Source organism: Sphingobium sp. YR768 (genome assembly GCF_900111125.1).
Lineage (GTDB): Bacteria > Pseudomonadota > Alphaproteobacteria > Sphingomonadales > Sphingomonadaceae > Sphingobium.
In genome coordinates this window covers 1-17,141 of sequence record NZ_FOGE01000033.1, presented here as the reverse complement: position 1 = coordinate 17,141, position 17,141 = coordinate 1, and the positions used below count along the sequence as shown (strand labels likewise).

General features: G+C 61.3%; 23 protein-coding genes and 1 pseudogene. 12 read left to right on the top strand and 12 right to left on the bottom strand.

Features of this window, described 5'->3' with window-relative positions; all coding sequences use genetic code 11:
* Nucleotides 1-47 precede the first annotated feature (47 nt).
* Nucleotides 48-896, top strand: coding sequence for a cold-shock protein (locus BMX92_RS28330; protein ID WP_093020803.1), 849 nt, complete (start codon nucleotides 48-50; stop codon nucleotides 894-896).
* A 798-nt stretch (nucleotides 897-1,694) separates the two neighbouring features.
* Here BMX92_RS28330 and BMX92_RS27520 read toward each other — a convergent pair.
* Nucleotides 1,695-1,780, bottom strand: a pseudogene (locus tag BMX92_RS27520).
* A gap of 681 nt (nucleotides 1,781-2,461) precedes the next feature.
* On the opposite strand from BMX92_RS27520, the gene BMX92_RS22725 reads away from it, so the two are divergent.
* Nucleotides 2,462-2,692, top strand: a complete 231-nt coding sequence (locus BMX92_RS22725) for a hypothetical protein (RefSeq protein WP_093020799.1) — start codon at nucleotides 2,462-2,464, stop codon at nucleotides 2,690-2,692.
* A 366-nt stretch (nucleotides 2,693-3,058) separates the two neighbouring features.
* On the opposite strand, the gene BMX92_RS22720 is transcribed toward BMX92_RS22725, so the two are convergent.
* From BMX92_RS22720 to BMX92_RS22695, 6 genes are all read right to left on the bottom strand, one after another.
* Nucleotides 3,059-4,402 carry a sensor histidine kinase gene (locus BMX92_RS22720; RefSeq protein ID WP_093020798.1) on the bottom strand — a complete coding sequence of 448 codons (1,344 nt, stop codon included), beginning with the start codon at nucleotides 4,400-4,402 and terminating at the stop codon, nucleotides 3,059-3,061.
* Entirely contained in the window at nucleotides 4,399-5,118 is a 720-nt protein-coding gene (locus BMX92_RS22715; protein WP_093020796.1) for a response regulator, read from the bottom strand. The genes BMX92_RS22720 and BMX92_RS22715 overlap by 4 nt, the downstream gene beginning before the upstream one ends.
* A 141-nt stretch (nucleotides 5,119-5,259) precedes the next feature.
* A complete protein-coding gene (locus tag BMX92_RS22710) occupies nucleotides 5,260-5,973 on the bottom strand; it encodes an EF-hand domain-containing protein (RefSeq protein WP_093020794.1) in 714 nt (237 codons plus the stop codon).
* A gap of 253 nt (nucleotides 5,974-6,226) precedes the next feature.
* Nucleotides 6,227-7,444, bottom strand: coding sequence for an argininosuccinate synthase (locus BMX92_RS22705; protein WP_093020859.1), 1,218 nt, complete (start codon nucleotides 7,442-7,444; stop codon nucleotides 6,227-6,229).
* 140 nt (nucleotides 7,445-7,584) lie between these two features.
* The gene (locus BMX92_RS22700; protein ID WP_256213561.1) at nucleotides 7,585-8,535 is read right to left on the bottom strand and encodes a hypothetical protein; all 951 of its coding nucleotides are present in this window, start codon (nucleotides 8,533-8,535) and stop codon (nucleotides 7,585-7,587) included.
* 155 nt (nucleotides 8,536-8,690) lie between these two features.
* The gene (locus BMX92_RS22695; protein WP_093020792.1) at nucleotides 8,691-8,888 is read right to left on the bottom strand and encodes a DUF4169 family protein; all 198 of its coding nucleotides are present in this window, start codon (nucleotides 8,886-8,888) and stop codon (nucleotides 8,691-8,693) included.
* Between the two features lie 91 nt (nucleotides 8,889-8,979).
* On the opposite strand from BMX92_RS22695, the gene BMX92_RS22690 reads away from it, so the two are divergent.
* The 10 genes from BMX92_RS22690 (at nucleotide 8,980) to BMX92_RS27050 (ending at nucleotide 15,296) form a co-directional block, all read left to right on the top strand.
* Nucleotides 8,980-9,966: a LacI family DNA-binding transcriptional regulator gene (locus tag BMX92_RS22690; RefSeq protein WP_093020790.1), complete on the top strand. Its 987-nt coding sequence runs from the start codon at nucleotides 8,980-8,982 to the stop codon at nucleotides 9,964-9,966.
* Between the two features lie 191 nt (nucleotides 9,967-10,157).
* Nucleotides 10,158-10,907 carry a hypothetical protein gene (locus tag BMX92_RS22685; protein WP_093020788.1) on the top strand — a complete coding sequence of 250 codons (750 nt, stop codon included), beginning with the start codon at nucleotides 10,158-10,160 and terminating at the stop codon, nucleotides 10,905-10,907.
* Complete coding sequence (locus BMX92_RS22680) at nucleotides 10,904-11,149, top strand: J domain-containing protein (RefSeq protein WP_093020786.1); 246 nt, start codon at nucleotides 10,904-10,906, stop codon at nucleotides 11,147-11,149. The genes BMX92_RS22685 and BMX92_RS22680 overlap by 4 nt, the downstream gene beginning before the upstream one ends.
* A 2-nt stretch (nucleotides 11,150-11,151) precedes the next feature.
* Nucleotides 11,152-12,255: a HesA/MoeB/ThiF family protein gene (locus tag BMX92_RS22675; protein WP_093020784.1), complete on the top strand. Its 1,104-nt coding sequence runs from the start codon at nucleotides 11,152-11,154 to the stop codon at nucleotides 12,253-12,255.
* Nucleotides 12,248-12,508 carry a hypothetical protein gene (locus tag BMX92_RS22670; RefSeq protein ID WP_093020782.1) on the top strand — a complete coding sequence of 87 codons (261 nt, stop codon included), beginning with the start codon at nucleotides 12,248-12,250 and terminating at the stop codon, nucleotides 12,506-12,508. The genes BMX92_RS22675 and BMX92_RS22670 overlap by 8 nt, the downstream gene beginning before the upstream one ends.
* Nucleotides 12,508-13,149 carry a ubiquitin-conjugating enzyme E2 gene (locus tag BMX92_RS22665; RefSeq protein WP_093020780.1) on the top strand — a complete coding sequence of 214 codons (642 nt, stop codon included), beginning with the start codon at nucleotides 12,508-12,510 and terminating at the stop codon, nucleotides 13,147-13,149. Before BMX92_RS22670 ends, BMX92_RS22665 begins: the two co-directional genes overlap by 1 nt.
* Nucleotides 13,146-13,733 carry a Mov34/MPN/PAD-1 family protein gene (locus BMX92_RS22660; protein ID WP_177185213.1) on the top strand — a complete coding sequence of 196 codons (588 nt, stop codon included), beginning with the start codon at nucleotides 13,146-13,148 and terminating at the stop codon, nucleotides 13,731-13,733. Before BMX92_RS22665 ends, BMX92_RS22660 begins: the two co-directional genes overlap by 4 nt.
* A 578-nt stretch (nucleotides 13,734-14,311) precedes the next feature.
* Entirely contained in the window at nucleotides 14,312-14,578 is a 267-nt protein-coding gene (locus BMX92_RS22655; protein WP_143066853.1) for a hypothetical protein, read from the top strand.
* Between the two features lie 39 nt (nucleotides 14,579-14,617).
* Complete coding sequence (locus BMX92_RS22650) at nucleotides 14,618-14,902, top strand: hypothetical protein (RefSeq protein WP_143066852.1); 285 nt, start codon at nucleotides 14,618-14,620, stop codon at nucleotides 14,900-14,902.
* Between the two features lie 187 nt (nucleotides 14,903-15,089).
* Nucleotides 15,090-15,296, top strand: a complete 207-nt coding sequence (locus BMX92_RS27050; RefSeq protein WP_143066851.1) for a hypothetical protein — start codon at nucleotides 15,090-15,092, stop codon at nucleotides 15,294-15,296.
* Nucleotides 15,297-15,304: 8 nt separating this feature from the next.
* Here the strand turns inward: BMX92_RS27050 and BMX92_RS22645 are convergent, their stop codons facing one another.
* The 5 genes from BMX92_RS22645 to BMX92_RS27515 form a co-directional block, all read right to left on the bottom strand.
* Nucleotides 15,305-15,511: a hypothetical protein gene (locus BMX92_RS22645; RefSeq protein WP_093020772.1), complete on the bottom strand. Its 207-nt coding sequence runs from the start codon at nucleotides 15,509-15,511 to the stop codon at nucleotides 15,305-15,307.
* Nucleotides 15,511-15,768: a hypothetical protein gene (locus BMX92_RS22640; RefSeq protein ID WP_093020770.1), complete on the bottom strand. Its 258-nt coding sequence runs from the start codon at nucleotides 15,766-15,768 to the stop codon at nucleotides 15,511-15,513. The genes BMX92_RS22645 and BMX92_RS22640 overlap by 1 nt, the downstream gene beginning before the upstream one ends.
* Nucleotides 15,765-16,448: an N-acetylmuramidase domain-containing protein gene (locus tag BMX92_RS22635; RefSeq protein WP_093020768.1), complete on the bottom strand. Its 684-nt coding sequence runs from the start codon at nucleotides 16,446-16,448 to the stop codon at nucleotides 15,765-15,767. Before BMX92_RS22635 ends, BMX92_RS22640 begins: the two co-directional genes overlap by 4 nt.
* A gap of 22 nt (nucleotides 16,449-16,470) precedes the next feature.
* Nucleotides 16,471-16,869 carry a hypothetical protein gene (locus tag BMX92_RS22630; protein WP_143066850.1) on the bottom strand — a complete coding sequence of 133 codons (399 nt, stop codon included), beginning with the start codon at nucleotides 16,867-16,869 and terminating at the stop codon, nucleotides 16,471-16,473.
* Nucleotides 16,870-16,913: 44 nt separating this feature from the next.
* The coding region (locus BMX92_RS27515; protein ID WP_177185212.1) for a hypothetical protein at nucleotides 16,914-17,141 on the bottom strand (228 nt) is incomplete at its 5' end.

The following is a 17,141-nucleotide window of genomic DNA, read 5'->3' as shown; positions in this document are numbered from 1 at the left end:
GTTTGTCCGAATTGTCTTTGGGGCGAAGCGAAAGTGACTAACAGGGCATGAGTTTTGACAGAGGTCGCCGCGGCGGGCGCGGCAAGGACAAGCGCGACGGTTTCGGCGACGACAATTTTTACGGTGGCGGCGGTGGTGATCGCGGTGGCTTCGGCGGCGGCGGTTTCGGCGGTGATCGCGGCGGCTTCGGCGGCGGCGGTGGCGGCTTCGGCGGCGATCGTGGAGGTTTCGGCGGCGGTGATCGCGGCGGCTTCGGCGGCGGCGGCGGTGGTCGCGGCTTCGGCGGCGGCGGCGGTGGTTTCGGCGGCGGTGGCGGCGGTGGTCGCGGCATGCCTGCCCAGGTCGTCGGCGAAGGCAAGGGCGTCGTAAAGTTCTTCAACGGCCAGAAGGGCTTCGGCTTCATCGTTCGTGACGATGGCGGCGAAGACGTGTTCGTGCACATCAGCGCGGTCGAACAGGCCGGCCTGACCGGTCTGGCCGAAGGCCAGCAGCTCGGCTTCACCCTGGTCGATCGCGGCGGCAAGGTGTCGGCGACCGATCTGGTGATCGACGGTGAACCGCTTCCCGTCACGGAACGCGCGCCGCGCGAACCGCGTGAACCCCGCGCCGGTGGCTTCGGCGCCGATCGTGGCGGCTTCGGCGGCGGCGCCGATCGTGGTCCGCAGCGTCAGCTGACCGGTGAACGCTCCAGCGGCACCGTGAAGTTCTTCAACGCGATGAAGGGCTTCGGCTTCATTCAGCGCGATGACGGCCAGCCGGACGCCTTCGTGCACATCAGCGCCGTCGAGCGCGCTGGCATGGGCGCCCTGAACGAAGGCGACCGCCTCGACTTCGAACTGGAAGTCGATCGTCGCGGCAAATATGCTGCGGTGAATCTCCAGTCGAAGGCCGACTGAACGACTTAGGATCATCCCTGTTATAAGGGAGAGGATGCAAGGGGCTGCTCGCAAGAGCAGCCCCTTTTTCTTTGCGGGAGTGTTTTGGGGCATGGGCGCCTCTCCCCCAGCACACAACCGTCATCCCCGCGCAGGCGGGTCGAGGAAGAGGCACGCGGCTCTCCCTAGACATCTCTCGGCTTTCCCCTTTGCTGGGAGGTTAGGAGAAAGGTTCCCGCATTAGCCTGCGGCGGCCCTTCGGGTCGCGGGAATGACGGGGAAGGGTGGGTAGAGGACGGTCCGCTTTTTTAGCCCTCTCCCGTTTTTTACGGGAGAGGGTTGGGTGAGGGCCTTTCTTCTTACTGGCGGCAAACTGTTGACCAGAAAGAAAAAAGACCCTCACCGACATCGACTAGGCAGCAAGATGCCAAGTCTCCGTAGCCTCTCCCGTGAAGACGGGAGAGGGCAAATTAAGCGTCCATCTCTGGTCGCTTTGCACCAACGGTGCATATCATATGCGCGCAGAGGCGCGGAGAACGCAGAGCAGGCGTGGCAATTTCCTCTGCGCTCTCTGCGCCTCTGCGCGAAATCTTTCTTTAATTTGGTTCACGCGGAGGCGCGGAGACGCGGAGGGTTTGCGCATCCTCTCCGCGTCTTCCCGCCTCCGCGCGAACAACATATATAGCCTGCAACGCCACTCCAGCGACCTGTCTGTTCAAGCCGATACAACGATCGCCTCAGGCCCCAGCTTTCGCGGAAAAGGGGGATGATTTCGGGCATCATCACAGCATGCTTCCTGCGTCCATTTCTGGTCGTTAATGCCAGCGGCAGGGGATCGAACCCGCACCTTCGCCTAACGGCGAGGATCGCTGTAGCGATACGTCTACCAATTCCGTCACGCTGGCATCCCCATATAACGAGAGAACAGATCGTGCTGCAACGTCCGGTTTCAAACGAGGCAGTTGTTTCCGCTAATGACAAGAAATGGCCGTGATCAGACCTTCATCGTCATGGCAGCGAGGGCTGGCATCTTCCCCGGAGGCGCGAAACGGTTTAGCGTGGCGCTTGTCCAAATCTATCCTGCCACCGCCTGAGATTCCAGCGTTGGCTTCGCCGTCCTGCGGGTCGCTGGGGTGACGAAAATGAGAGGCGGCTTTCAGGCAAGGTCGCGCTCCGCTCGCATTTTCGACTTCGGTTGTTTGGTGCCGAAGGGGCATATCAGAGGCGCGGAGAACGCAGAGCGGGCGTGGCAATTCCCTCTGCGCTCTCTGCGCCTCTGCGCGAAATCTTCCTTTAACTGGGTTCACGCGGAGGCGCGGAGGCGCGAAGACGCGGAGGGTTTGCGCATCCTCTCCGCGTCTTCGCGCCTCCGCGCGAACAACATATATAGCCTGCGATGGCCCTCCAGCGACCTGCCTGTTGAAGCCGATCCCGCCATGCACGCTGTCCATACCATAGCGATAATCCCCAATTCAGATCGGGCATTATGTCCAATGTCGATCATCGCCATATTGAAATATGACGATATGGATGATGGCAATTAGAATATGTCTATCGTCTATATTATTTGAGGTATCTTGAAATAAATGGACTGGGTTCCCGTTTTCCTCATCATATTCAAGCTTGTCGTGCTTGGGCTAGGCATGTTTTTCGCCGTCAAATGGCATTATGACAAGGATAGAAAGGCACAGAAGGCAGGGGTGCTCGGCGCTGTAGGCAAGATAGCCGCGATCCTGATGATATTGCTCCCGGTCCTGCTGTTCGCCACCTTCACGCTTGCCAGGACGCTGGGTTTGGACTTGACGCTGCCAGGATAGAAGGGCGCCTTCACCCGAGCCACTTCGCTTGAACGTCGGGCAGGCGCCTCGCGCTTTCCAACATCCTTCCAATGTAGGATTTTCTCTGGTCTATCCTGTCGGATGGAACCGTCCGCCAATCCACTACCGCTTGAGCCCCTATATGATGCGCCGACCCGACGCATAAGGCGCGCGCGAGCAGCGCGTACCCGCCGCGCGGGCGAAGCGTTGCTGTCGCGTCACCGTGGCGTTTCAGGCGCACCGCATTACCCACCAGTGGCGCGCCGCAGGGGCGTTTCAGGCGCGTCGCGGGCGCTTTCCCGGTGCGATACGCCCCAAAACAGCCGACGACAGTGTGAACTTCGGTCGTTTCCTATCGCCGCCGTCTCAGGCCGGCAGCACCAGACTCGCTTCCAGTCCGCCCTCGGGCCGGTTGGCCAGCCGCAATTCGCCCTGATGCTCGGCCATGATCGCCCGCACCAGCGCCAGCCCCAGCCCCGCGCCGCCCGTCTCGCGATTGCGCGATCCTTCCAGCCGCGTGAATGGCTCCAGCATCTCGGTCATCCGGTCCTCGGCGATGCCCGGCCCATCGTCGGCCACGGCGATGCGGATCATCCCGTCCGACTGGCTCACCGACACATGAGCGCGCTCGCCATAGACGATGGCATTTTCAATGAGGTTGCGCACCGCCCGGCGGATCTGCTGCGGCCGCACGAAGGCGACGGCCCGGTCGCTGTCCGCCATCTCCACTGGCGATCCCAGTTCGATGAAATCCTCCACCACCGCATCGGTCAGCGAGGCCAGGTCCACCTTCTGCGGATTTTCCGTGCTGCGCCCGGCGCGGGCCAGCGACAATATATCCTCCAGCATCCGGTTCATCTCGTCGATCGTCTCGGACATGCGGGCGCGTTCGCTATCATCCTCCACCGATTCGGTCCGCACCCGCAGCGATGCGAGCGGGGTGCGCAGGTCATGGCCGATCGCGCCCAGCATCCGGTCCTTCTCGTCCAGCATGGCGATGATGCGGGCGCGCATCGCGTTGAAGGCCAGCGTCAGGTCGCGCACGTCGCCCGGCCCGCGCTCGTCCACTGCGTCCGCCGCGCCGGTCCTGGCAAATTGCTGTGCCGAACCGGTAAGCTGCTTGAGCGGCCGGGCCAGCCGCCGCCCCATCCACAGCAGCGGCAGCAGCACGATGACATAAAGGACCAGCGTCTGCCCCACCAGCCAGCCGCCATAGCGTTGCGGCCGGTCATTGGCACGGGCGTCGGCGATGACCCATTTGCCCGGCTCATATTCCGCCGCCAGCGTCAGCATTTTGATCCGATGGCTGCGCGGCGCTTCTCCGGTTGCACGCCCGCGAATCTTCTCCCAGCGCCGGACCGGCATTACCGCCTCTTCCTCCACCACGCGAACGGTGCGGATGGTCAGGCCGATATCCTCGAACATGGTGGTGGCGCGATGCTCCACATCCGGGCGCGACCGCCCCGTCAGATGCGGATCACCCTGCACGAAGCGGGCGCGGGGCCGTTCCCGATCCTGCCGATCGGGCCGGGTGTCGAGTGCATCGACCACGCGATAGACGGCCGGCGCGGTCTGTGCGGTCAGGGTCAGCCGGTTGCGCTCGCGCAGCAGCATGCCGAAATTGATCGCCTGCGCCACGAACAACGCGAACGCGACCAGCAGGATGATCTGGCCGACCAGGCTTTGCGGCCACAGACGCAATCGCTTCACAGTTTGCGGACCTCCGCCGACAATGTGTATCCGCCGCCCCACACGGTCTTGATCAGCGTCGGGTTCTTGGGATCGGGCTCGATTTTCTTGCGCAGCCGGCTGATCTGGTTGTCGATCGCCCGGTCGAACGCATTGGCTTCGCGGCCCTGCGTGATGTCCAGCAACTGGTCGCGGCTCAATATCTGGTTGGGCCGCGTGGCAAAGGCCAGCATCAGATTATATTCGGCAGTGGACAGGGGCAGGGACACACCCTCGCTATCCACCAATGTCCGCTCCTGCGCCTTCAGCAGCCATCCGGCAAAGGCATAGCTGGCGCCGTCGGGTGCGGTCACACGCTGGCCGCCGGTGGCGACGCGACGAAAGATCACTTTGATGCGGGCGACCAGTTCACGAGGAGAGAAAGGCTTGAGCACATAGTCGTCCGCCCCCATTTCCAGCCCGACGATACGGTCCGTCTCCTCCGACTTGGCGGTCAGCAGGATCACCGGGGTTTCGCTCGTCTCACGGATATGGCGGCACAGCGACAGGCCATCCTCACCGGGCATCATGATGTCCAGTATGACCAGGTCGATCGCACTGGCATTCAGCCGCAACCGCGCTTCGGCGGCATTTTCGACGGCGGTGACGCGAAAGCCGTTGCGCGACAGATATTGCGCCAGCGGTTCACGGATCGAACGCTCGTCATCGACGAGCAGCAGGTGGGGACGGTCGCTCATCTTGCCTGTCTGTCATGGGTTGGAAAGGGTTGGAAGGGCGAAGGTGAGGGGGCCAACCTTCGCCCTTCCATGATGGTCGGCATATGGCAGAGGGACAGAGGGGAAGAAGCCCCATGCCGCAACACCGCCCACAGCCTGTTATCAGTTCGCCGGCGGGGGCGGCGGCGAGCCGTCCTGACCGGGCGCATCCGGGCCGGGGCCGCGATGCCCCATCGGGCCGCGCTTATGGTCGCGCATCTGCGGACGGGCGGCCTTCATCTCGTCGGCGGTGACGAAACCGTCCTTGTTGGTGTCGGCCTTGTCGAACATCGCCAGCGGCCCGGCCATGAATTCGGCCTTGGTCACGGTGCCATCCTTGTTCGCGTCACCGAAGCCTGGGCCAAAGCCGGGACCGCCCGGCCCACCGCGCATCATGCCGCGACCGGGGCCACGATGGCCGCCCTTGCCCCAGCCGCGCCCGTCAGGCTTGCCAGCGGCGTCGGCTTTACCATCCCGCTTGTCGGCACGGGCCTGATGGCCGGCGGTGAATTCCGCCTTGCTGATCTGGCCATTCTTGTCGGTGTCGAGCGCGGCGAAGCGTTCGTCCATCCGCTGCTGATGGCGCAGGTCCCGATCCTTGTCGGTCAGCTTGCCGTCCTTGTCGACGTCCATTTTGGCGAAGCGGGCTTCCAGCGCGGCGGTCAGTTCCGCCTTGCTGATCTTGCCGTCCTTGTTGGTGTCGGCTTGTGTCATCATGCCGCCACGCGGGCCGCCGGGGCCTTGCGCGCCGGGCTGGGCATAGACGGTGTGGGTTGCCGCGAGGCCGCCTACAAACAGCGATCCGACCGCGACGGTGGTGAAAAATTTGCGGAGCATATCCTATGTCCTTCCTATGTCTTCGTGAACGGCAGGTCCGCCGTCCTTGAAGATGCTTATGGAAGGGATTTGTCCCGCATCTATGTCACGCCGCCCGCTTCTTTGTCGCGAATTGTAACGGGCGGTGAGACGGCAGGCCTCATATTCCTTCGTCATGCTGAACTTGTTTCAGCATCCATCACGCCTCCCGGAATGAAGGCGCGTGTGGAGGGATGGACCCTGAAACAAGTTCAGGGTGACGATGGAATTTAGATCAACGGTCGCGGCGACCCAGCAACCGCAAACGCAGGGCGTTCAGCTTGATGAAGCCCGCCGCGTCCCGCTGGTCATAGGCGCCGGCGTCGTCCTCGAACGTCACGACCTTTTCGCTGTAGAGCGAATAAGGCGACTTGCGGCCGACGACATAGACGCCGCCCTTGTACAGCTTCAGCCGCACGGTGCCCGTCACCTTTTCCTGGCTGTAATCGATCGCGGCTTGGAGCATCTCGCGCTCGGGCGAGAACCAGAAGCCGTTATAGACCAGCTCGGCATATTTGGGCGCGAGTTCGTCCTTCAGATGCGCGGCGCCGCGATCCAGCGTGACTTGCTCGATGCCGCGATGGGCGAGGTGATAGATGGTGCCGCCCGGTGTTTCATACATGCCGCGCGACTTCATGCCGACGAAGCGGTTCTCGACCAGATCGAGGCGACCGATGCCATGCTTGCGGCCATATTCGTTCAGCGTTTCGAGCAGCGTTGCGGGGCTCATGCCCACGCCATTGATCGCCACGCCATCGCCGCGTTCGAAATCGATGGTGATATATTCCGGCGCGTCGGGCGCGTCTTCCGGGTTTACCGTGCGCGAATAGACATAGTCCGGGGTTTCTTCCCACGGATCTTCCAGAACCTTACCCTCCGACGAGGTGTGCAGCATGTTCGCGTCGGTCGAGAAGGGGCTTTCGCCACGCTTGTCGCGGGGAATCGGGATCTGATGCTTTTCAGCAAATTCGATCAGCTTGGTGCGGCTGGTCAGATCCCATTCGCGCCAGGGCGCGATCACCTTGATATCGGGGGCCAGGCCATAATAGCCCAGTTCGAAACGGACCTGATCATTGCCCTTGCCGGTCGCGCCATGGCTGACGGCATCGGCGCCAAGCTGCTTGGCGATCTCGATCTGGCGCTTGGCGATCAGCGGACGGGCGATCGAGGTGCCGAGCAGGTAGAGGCCTTCATAAAGCGCATTGGAGCGCATCATCGGGAAGACATAATCCTTCACGAACTCCTCGCGCAGGTCGTCGATGAAGATATGTTCTTCCTTGACGCCCATCAGGCGGGCCTTGGCGCGGGCCGGTTCCAACTCCTCGCCCTGACCCAGATCGGCGGTGAAGGTGACGACTTCGCATTGATAGGTCTGCTGCAACCATTTCAGGATCACGCTGGTATCGAGACCACCGGAAAAGGCGAGGACGATGCGATTGATCTTATCGGACATGGGCAGGCGACTCTTTTCGTGCAGGAAGGACGCGATATTGTTGCGCGCGCCCGGTATCAGGCAAGCCGCCAAAGCGCAACCGGACAGAGAAAGAGCCGGGCGTGGGGACGCCCGGCTCCGATTATGTCATTGCCCGCCTGTCAGCGCGTGCGCGGCTTCAGGAAACCGGGATGAGGCACCTGTCCGCCAAAACGATAGACGGTCTGGCTGCGATCCGGCGCCGGTGCCGCGACCGGTTCGGCATGCATAGTCTGCGGCGCCGGGGCAGGGGCATGACTGCCCGCCTGCTGTGCCAAAATGAACTTGGCGCGGCGCATCCGCTTGGTCCGCGTGGTGAAGGGATTGTCGGCGCTCGGCGGCGCGGCGACCATCGCTTCGAGCGTGGCGTCGGAAGCTGCCAGCGGTATGGCTGGTGCCATCGCCGGACGCACCGGCTGATAGGCTGGTTCCGTGACAGGCATGGCGACCGGGACGACAGCCGGTTCGATCTGCGGATCGGCAACCATCGCTTCGTCATCCCGGCGACGGCGCATCAGCGTGGTGCCTCCAAGACCAAGCAGCAGCAAGGCGCCACCGCCCATCGCCCAAAGCAGCGCATTATCGGTACGGGCCGATTCGGCAACAGGCGCAGTTGCGACCGGCCGGGGAGCGGCAACCGGTGCTGGCTCAACGGCGGCAACTGGCGCTTCGGCGGGGGTGGGTGCGGGGTCTGCGTCCGTCGGTGCCGGGGCTCGCTCCGCCACGCGATTCTGCTCAGCACGCGGTGTCGGTACGGGCGAAGGGGCAGGGCGCGAACGGGCGGCAGGACGTGGCTTCGCCTGCTCAGCCTCAGCGGCGGCCGTCGCCGCCGCAATGCGTTCATCGATCGGCGGCGTGGCTTGCACCATCGGCTCGCCCGCCGTGAAGACCGGCGTTGCGCTGGTGGACGTGCTTGCCACTGCGGGAGCAGGCGCCGCAAGCGCTTCCGGCACCGTCGGCGTCACGCTGGGCGGAACGACCACGGTCTGTGCAAGCAGCGGGGTTGCACTCAAAGCCAGAACAGCGGCAATCGCGGCCCTGGCGGGGCGGATGAAGCGAATATTTTTTGTCATAGCGAAAGATCAACAATCGATATGAGCAATCTATCTCATGTCATGGATCGGAATCGCGATGAAATGTGCCAATCCGTGGCCATGCCGAATAGTATGAACATACGTTCATATTCCGGGATGAACCCTATATTTACAGATCGGATAAAATAGCTGTTCTATTCATCATCCATGTTTGAGCGATCTTCCCGATAGGCGCCGTCCAGCCGTGAAGTCTTCTTCTGCTCTTCGGCAGCATCGGCCGCCTTCTGCGCCTTGGTCCGGCCGAACTTGGCGCGATTGGCCTCCGCCTCCCGCGCTTTATCTGTCCGTTGCCTGGCCTTGCGCGCCTGTCGCAGGTTGATGACATTGCCCATCGGCACATCATAGTTGCGATGACGACATCTTGCCAAGAGCCCCGCAAACTGCGCATGACAACCTTTTCCCAGCGGGCTGAGCCAATATTTCATGACGAGTATTCACGACGTCGCCGCCCTGGCCAAGGTTTCGATCAAGACGGTGTCGCGCGTCGTCAATAAAGCGCCCAATGTCAGCCCGGAACTGCGCGATCGGGTGCAGGCGGCGATCGAGCAACTCGGCTATCGCCCCAATCAGTCGGCACGGCGGCTGGCAGGGGGGCGCTCCTTCATGATCGCCTTCCTCTATAATAATCCAGCGCCCGGCTATGTCAGCCGTATTCAGATCGGCGCGGCCTGGCGCTGTCGGGAACTGGGCTATCATCTGGTGGTGGAGCCGATCTCGCATGGCGGCGAGGAAAGGTTCGAGGTGCTCGACCGACTGGTCGCGGCGCTGCGCCCTGATGGTGTGCTGCTGGTGCCGCCGCTGTCGGATGATCCTGGCCTGCTGGCGCGACTGGTGGAAATGGGGCTGCCCTATGCGCGCATCGCGGGATCGGGCAAAGAGGGCGGCTTCACCATCGAAACGCCCGAGCGGGCCGGCGGGCGCATGGTCGCGGACCATCTGATCGCGCTGGGCCATCGCCGCATCGGCGTCATCACGCCGCCGTCCACCCACCACGCCGCGCAACATCGTGTGGAAGGTTTCCGCGATGGACTGGCTGCCGCCGGCCTCCCGGTCGAGGAAGATCTGTTCCTTCAGGGCCGCTTCGACTTCGCGTCGGGCATAGAGGCCGGGGAAGCGCTGCTGGCCTTGCCCCAGCCGCCCAGCGCCATCTTCGCGACCAATGACGAAATGGCGCTCGGCGTGCTGACGCTGGCCCATAATATCGGCCTGCGCGTGCCGGAAGACCTGTCGGTCGCGGGTTTCGACGATACGACCGCCAGCCACACTTCCTGGCCGCCTTTGACCACCGTGCGCCAGCCGCTGGAGGATATGGGCCGCCGCGTGATCGACGCGCTGGCGAAGGGGCCGGCGGAGGGCGCGGGCTTTGAATTCACGCTGATCGAACGGGGAAGTTCCGGCCCGCCAAGCTGATGCTGGTGGGAAGAAGTGGATGCGCGCGATTCCATGATCGCGGCTATGGACGGCTGCCGCCGCTGCGATATAGTCGTTAAACCGCTGGATTGGGGGGAGCAATTACACTGTTTGCACGACGAATCTTATCCGACAGTTCGCAATTCATGCCGCCGCGTCGAGCGCATGAAGGCTATTCGATCTAGAATCGGATGCTGTATATTGCGCTGATCGTCGGATTCTTTTGGATTGTTTCCTGGTTCCGCGACAAAATAAAGCCTCCATCGCCGCCCCCGGCCAGCCGGCCCAATCGCGTACCGCCACCTCCTCCCCCGCCGCGGCCCGCGACCGTCCATCGTCCCAGCCGCCAAGCCAGTCCGTCTCCGATCCGGTTCAACAATATCGACAACGCTATCGGTACCGGCGGCAGCGAAAATCTGTCCCAGGAAAATCTTGATGGCCTGCGGGATGCGTTCACGGGCGCGCCCCTTGACATCGCCCTTGGGCTGTACAGATGTTCGACCTGTCAGGTCTATTATCATCGCGAAAGCTATGACGTTGTTCGAAGCGAAAATGGCGGGCGCTGCGTCGCCTGCGCTTCGACCGCCATCGTTCAGGTGCATGACAAGACGTCTCCAGGGCGGAACTTCACCCCGGATGTCGTGACGCTCGCCAATTTCCGCGAGCATTTCGGCCATGTCGTCACCTTCGAAGGCGAGGTGAAAACCGTTCGGATCAGTCAGCGCGGAACGGATTTCGCGGTCATGTTTGAGCGCAAGTCGTGGGTGGCTGGTTTCAAGTTGGTGTTCTTCCGCCAGGCTGTCCGCAAGGTGGGCGGAGCCGACTTCATCAACAGCCTGCAAGGTCGCCGTGTCCGTGTGCGAGGATTGTTAATCAATCATGCCCAATTTGGACCGGAGATCATCATCTCCGAGCGCTCGATGATATTGGAAGTAACATGATAAAATGGCGCAATCTGGATGATCCCTATTCGGACCGCCTTGCCAGTGTCCGCGCCCAGACGCCGCACGATATATTGGGCGTACCGGCCGATTGCACGAAAACACAGGCGCGCCGCGCCTATCTCGCGCTCGTGAAAACCTATCATCCCGATCATGCAGACCCGTTCATGGCGGCCTATAATCAGGAAATGCTGAAGTTGGTGAATCAGGCCTATGCCCATGTTTCGAAGCAGGCGGTCTGACGATGGACCGCTATGCCCGGCACAATCTGATCGACTGGTTTTCGCAGGATGCGCTTGCCGGCATGAAAATCGCCGTGATTGGCGCCGGCGCAGTTGGGAACGAGGTGATCAAGAACCTCGCCCTGCTCGGCGCAGGCCATATTTCCGTTTTCGATTTCGATCGGATCGAGCCGCATAATCTTACCCGAAGCGTACTTTTCCGGGAGGGGGACATTGGCGGCTGGAAAGTGCAGGTCGCGGCCGCCCGCGCGCAGGAACTGGACCCCAATATCGAAGTGACGGCGCATGTGGGCGACTTCTGGTCGCTTCTGCCTTTGCGGGTTCTCAAGACCTATGATGTCGTCTTCTGCTGCGTGGATAATTTCGAAGCCAGAATCCGATGCAACATGATGTGCATCCTTGCCGGGGTCGATCTTGTAAATCTCGGCATCGACAGCCGCTTTTCGGTCGTAGAGGCCTTCCGCTTTTCGTCCTCGGCAGATAGCGCCTGCTATGAATGCAGCCTTCCGGACTCCGTCTATCAGCGCATGGCCCAACGCTATTCCTGCGGCCACCTGCGCAAGGCATCCTTCATCGAACGAAAAATTCCGACAACGATCGTGACATCGGGCACGGCCGCCGCACTGGGTGTTTCGATGGGGTTGCGGCTCGGTTCAGATATGGAAGTGGAAGCGACCAGAGTGCTGGTCGACACGATTTCGGGCCTGTCGACCCGAACCAGTCTTGTTCGCAATCCGCTATGCCCGGCGTGTGGAAGGCTGCCCGCCAGCCCGCCGCTGCTGACTTGCGGCCGACACATGGGCAATCTTGATCTTGCGCATGATCCCGCAACCATCACAGTCACCTTCAGCGAGCCGATCCTGACAGGCTATCGCATCGGCGGCAATTATGTGACGGTCTTCAAACGGGCCTCTGATTTCGACGATAGCTACGCCAGCCAGTTGGCGGATAATCCGGAAGTTGTGGACATCGAGATTCGCGATCAGTTCAGTTTTGCAGAATTGATCAGTACATTCGGCCATTGTCCGGTTCCGGCCAAATTTGCCATCGTTGAAGCCGATAGCCGTAGCATCGTCTTTGAATTTCAGGGAGATATTGATGTCTGAGGTCAAAATCATATTGCGCACCGCGGATCAGACGCGAAAGGCAGAGGTCGAACTGGCGCGTTCGATGGTCGGTGCCGACGTCATTCAGGCGGCGGTCCAGAATTGGTCGATGCCGGTCGACACGGACTATACGCTGGTCAACACGGCGACGGGAAAGGCGATCTTGCCGACGCAGGCCCTTGCGGCGGGCATTGTCGATGATGGCAACATCCTTGAGGTCCAGCCGGTTCTGGTGGCGGGATATATCCACTGATGTCCGCCTTTGCCGAACGTCGCGTTCAGGACATTGAAAAGCTGCGACAGCTCAGCAACGCGTCGAATGGGCGGGTCATCCTGAAGGCGGCAACCGGTCATCCTGTTTCCCGGATCATGGTGCAATTGCATTATCGGACGGCAGGATCGCACCGCTTTCCGGCGGATGTGCAAAATATCACCGAAGTCGTCATCGACCTCCCGGCCCGATACCCCTTTTCGGAACCGTCTGCCAAAATCCTGACGCCGATCTATCATCCCAACGTTTACACGTCGGGTCTCATCTGTTTCGGTCAGAAGTGGTTGCCATCGCAAGCACTGGATTTGCTTGTGCAGCGGATCATCCAGATCGTGACTTTCGATCCTCTGATCCTGAACGAGAGTTCGCCCGCCAATGGCGCGGCGCTAACCTGGTATCGGGAAGTGCGCCGTCAGAGCCCATCCTTATTTCCGACAGACACGCCGGACGCCGCGGCCACCGCGAAAAAGCCTACCATGTCGTGGACGGATGTGCCCAAGGCCAGTCCGGAACGGACAACCGTGACTTGCCCTCACTGCGCAGCTAAGCTGGCTTTGCCGACGGGGAAAAGTGGCAGTGTTAGTTGCCCCAGATGCAAGGCCGGTTTCGAGGTCAGAACATGATCCGTTGGACCGAGAAGGAGTCTGACTTTACCATCCAGCCACTGGATTCTCTTTTCGCGCGGCTTGGTTTTGCCGAGGCGGTTCTTCTCTGGAAGCAGGTTGGGGATGGCCTGCGGATCGTCGTTGATACCCATGTCCGCCAGCGCATCGAGAACCATCTCCAGTCTCAACGGATCGAACAAGGCGGATTGCTGATTGGCAGGGTTTTCGGTGAACACCCGCATGATCCGGTCATTGTCACCGTGGAAGAGGCCGTCGGTGCGAGCGACGCCCATGGCACGGGCGTCTCGCTCATCATGGGAAGTCGCGTATGGGACGATGCGCAGACGCTTTGCAAGGAGGGTCTCTATATAGTCGGATGGTATCACAGCCATCCGGACCTGGGCGCTTTTTTCCGCGGTACGGACCGAAACACGCAGCGCGCTTTCTTCGGCAATGCCCATTCGATAGGCCTCGTAAGCGACCCGATCCGTCGGGAAGAGAGATGGTTCGTCGGGCCTGACAGCGTCGAAGTACCATTCAGCGCGCGATATAGCTGGCCGCTCAGCGCGCCTGTCTCACATCTTGGGCAGAGCCTTTCATAGGCGGTCATCGGCTCGTTTGTCGCTATTCGGATCTTGCAAATCTGGGCTCGATCCTTGTCACAACCGAGCACCTGCACCCGCAGCCTATCGCATCGTTACCGCACAGGCTGTTCCGCTCAAACTGACGAGCGACGGCAAAAGGGCTGATGTTTCAGGAAAACCGTGGAGCGGGTAGCGGGGATCGAACCCGCATCACAAGCTTGGAAGGCGTCGGCAGTCACGCTTTTCCGCCATTTTTCTGTGCGATGCCAGAAAACATTGCCAGAACGATAGGAAAACAAGAGCGGAACATATCTGAATTTTACCGCGCCGTTACCGCACGCCTTCCAGTCTTGCCCCGGAACTTCCGACCCCTGCGATGTCAACACAGGGGATAGGGCGGAAAGCGGCAGTTTTCTGCCATTTATGCATCTCACGAGGCCTCGTGAAACCGGGAACGAATCGTGAAAAGCGGGTAGTTTCACCGGAATGACACCGGAGCGTTTGCGCTTGACCGACTCAGGAACATTGCGCGAACATGGGGCATGGGCGCAAAATCTCCCGGCATCCTCCCGTCGTGGGTCAAGACCGTTCATGCAATGGCAGCGGAACCCGCGTGTCATGTGCGGGCGATCTGCTGGACGTGCAAAGAGCATAGAGACATTGACCTGCAAGCGCTCGCGGCCAAGGTTGACCCAGACTACAGCCTGATAGATCGCCGCAGCCCCTGCAAACTCACCGATGGCTGCAAGGGCTGGGTCAAATTCATGTACTTGATGGGCGTCTATCGCCACCTCTGGAGCTATGAGCGCGCGGCGATCTGGGATGCGCGGGATCGGACGGCTGAAGAAAAGCATGCGCGGTGAAAATAGGTGTTGCGCATACGCTAAATAGCGTATATAAAGATGACATCAGCCAAGGGGTTGACAGGGCGCCTCGCCGAAGATCAGGGGCGGAGACTGACGATGGCTTCGTACAAGATTTTCACTGTTGGCCAGATGAACCAAGTTCTGAAGCGCAGCGAGGGTGACAAGTTCAACAGCGTTAAGAACGAAACCGTCGCGCGGATGCGTAATACCCCCCACGGTTGGATCGCTACGAAAGTTGATGGCGAAGAAGGCATCAATGTATCGCGCTTGATCAATCAGGTTGACGGCGCTGAACGAATTGCGGAAGCGCTGGGCATTTAATTCAATACTCGCCCCGGCTGCAATTTTCAGAGACCGCAGGCCGGGGCGGCATTGAGGCAGAGCCGTGGCTCCATCCTTATATGGTGCATATTGGCGCGGACGCCTCAGCTTGTTAACCGCCAGCAAACTGGAAGCAACACCTAGCGCATGTCGAGGTGCTGGTGCAGGATTAACACAGGATAGCCGAATGACCAATCACCCGAATCGAGCCAGCGAAGAAAGAACGCTTTCGCAGGCCATCTCTGATTACCGGACGCGCCATAACCTGACTCAGCAGGCAATGGCTGAAGAGCTGGGCGTATCCTCTCGATCGTTGGAAGGATGGTCAGGAGTGAATGGTGGTGGAAAGTCAGCCATGTCCCGGGCGCTCATCAAGTGCCTGGATCGGCTCTAATGCCGCGATCACGCTGGAGAGAATGGCTTTTGGCGGGGGAGTTCACCCTGTTCGCCATCGCCACGATCGTAGGGGTCTGGCAGGGGTTCGCCCGCCTTTTCTGACCGGCCGCGCACCGCTTTGACCAGCGCCCTCCCGGCCGTCGCGATATGGGTCAGGCCTTCCAGCAGCAGCCCGACCTTGCCCGCGCCGCGCGCGATCTTGCCCAGCCCCATTATTTCGGCCCCTGTGCTGGCGGATCGGAGGGCGGCGCATTCGCCAGGCTCTGGCCCATGCGGTCCAGGCTGCGCTGTGTCCACCGCTCTTTGACCGCGCCGACGATCAGCGTGAGGACAACGAGATAGGCGGATGGGTCAAACGTGGTGCTGCGCCACAGCCCGATCGCCATGACCAACGCCACCACGGCAGAGATGAAGCCCAACAGCCCAATCTCGCTACCGTGGTCACTGAGCTTTAGGCAGGGCAGCTTCATTTCGCTCTCCGCGTGTAGGCAGCCGCCAGCTTTTCGTCATACTTGTTCTGACGATAGGCCGTGCCGTTATAGCCTTTGGCGAACGCAGCCCAATCTTTCCGCTGAAGCGCGCCTTTCAGCCCGCGCCCTTCCACGAAGCGCAGGAAGGCTTCCAACTGGTCACCCTCCGTCTGCGCCTGCCGCCAGGCGAACGCCCACGGGTCATAGGCGCCACAGACCGCATAATTCTCGCCAAGGATCTGGAACGCGCCATAGCTGGCCGACATGAAACCCGCGTCCACGTCGAGCGCCACCGCGTCCAGCAATTGCTGCCAACGTCCAGCCTGCGAGGCCGGATAGAGCTCGCGGTTCCAGACCCGTGAAGACAGCTTCGGATGGCTGGCATCATAGCGGTGCCCGGTCGATTTGCTGAAACGATGCGGTTCGAACAGGATCGTGGGCCGCCCGTCAATGAACGCCTCCGAAGCGGCCTCCACGTCATAGATTGCCCAGATCGCGGCGGCCTCCACGGCCAGCAGCGACGCCGCTGTCGCCACATCCCGCGCCTCTATCGGATAGTCAGGCCCTTCGGTCATACAGGCCAGCAGGGCGGCCTTGCTCTTCGGCCCGAACACGCCGTCGATCAGCCCTGAATAAAAGCCGAGCGAATGCAGCCGCCGCTGAAGATCAGCGTGGTTCATAACCATACTCCTGTGATGAAATTTAGAGCAGTTCGGCTGATGCAGCCGGTTCGTCGATCATGGACATCAAGACGGCGATGTCTTCGGGCAGGCCCGGATCGAGCGGGAAGGCGCGATCAAGCATGTTCTGCGCCATCTTCAGGTTCGGATGGTCAGGCTCGTGTCGCCGCAGCGGCTCTGCCACCAGATCGAACGCCCGCCGCAGCACCCGGATTTCCACCGCCTGCCGCCGCAGCTGCGTTTCGATATGCTGTTGATATTTGCGGTCACGCTCGTCCTGCTTCGCCTCTCGGGTCTGCAATTCGTCATGCCAGGCCTGTAGCTTGGCCGCCCGTGATTGGGCGCGTGCATCGCGCCAATTGATCAGCCAGGCCGTCCCCCGGCCCAATGCATAAAGGATCGCGATGCTCCCCGCGATCAAGCCCCCCGCCTCCCCGGCGGCCGATGTCGCATCGGCCACAGGGATTAGTTCGCGCCTTCGGTGGAAAGCAGCTTGCCCATGCGCGCCTGCTCATGACCCAGCAGGGTCAGCGCATTCTCGCGCATCTTGGCCAGGCCCGCGATGGCCTTGCCCACAGGCAGATCGCCCAGCGTGTCAGCCAGCGCCACCAGTTCGGCGAAGGCGGTGGCCAGGACATCGCTGCTGATCAGGGCAGCGGCTTTCTGCACATCGTCAATCAGGTCGGCGGCCAG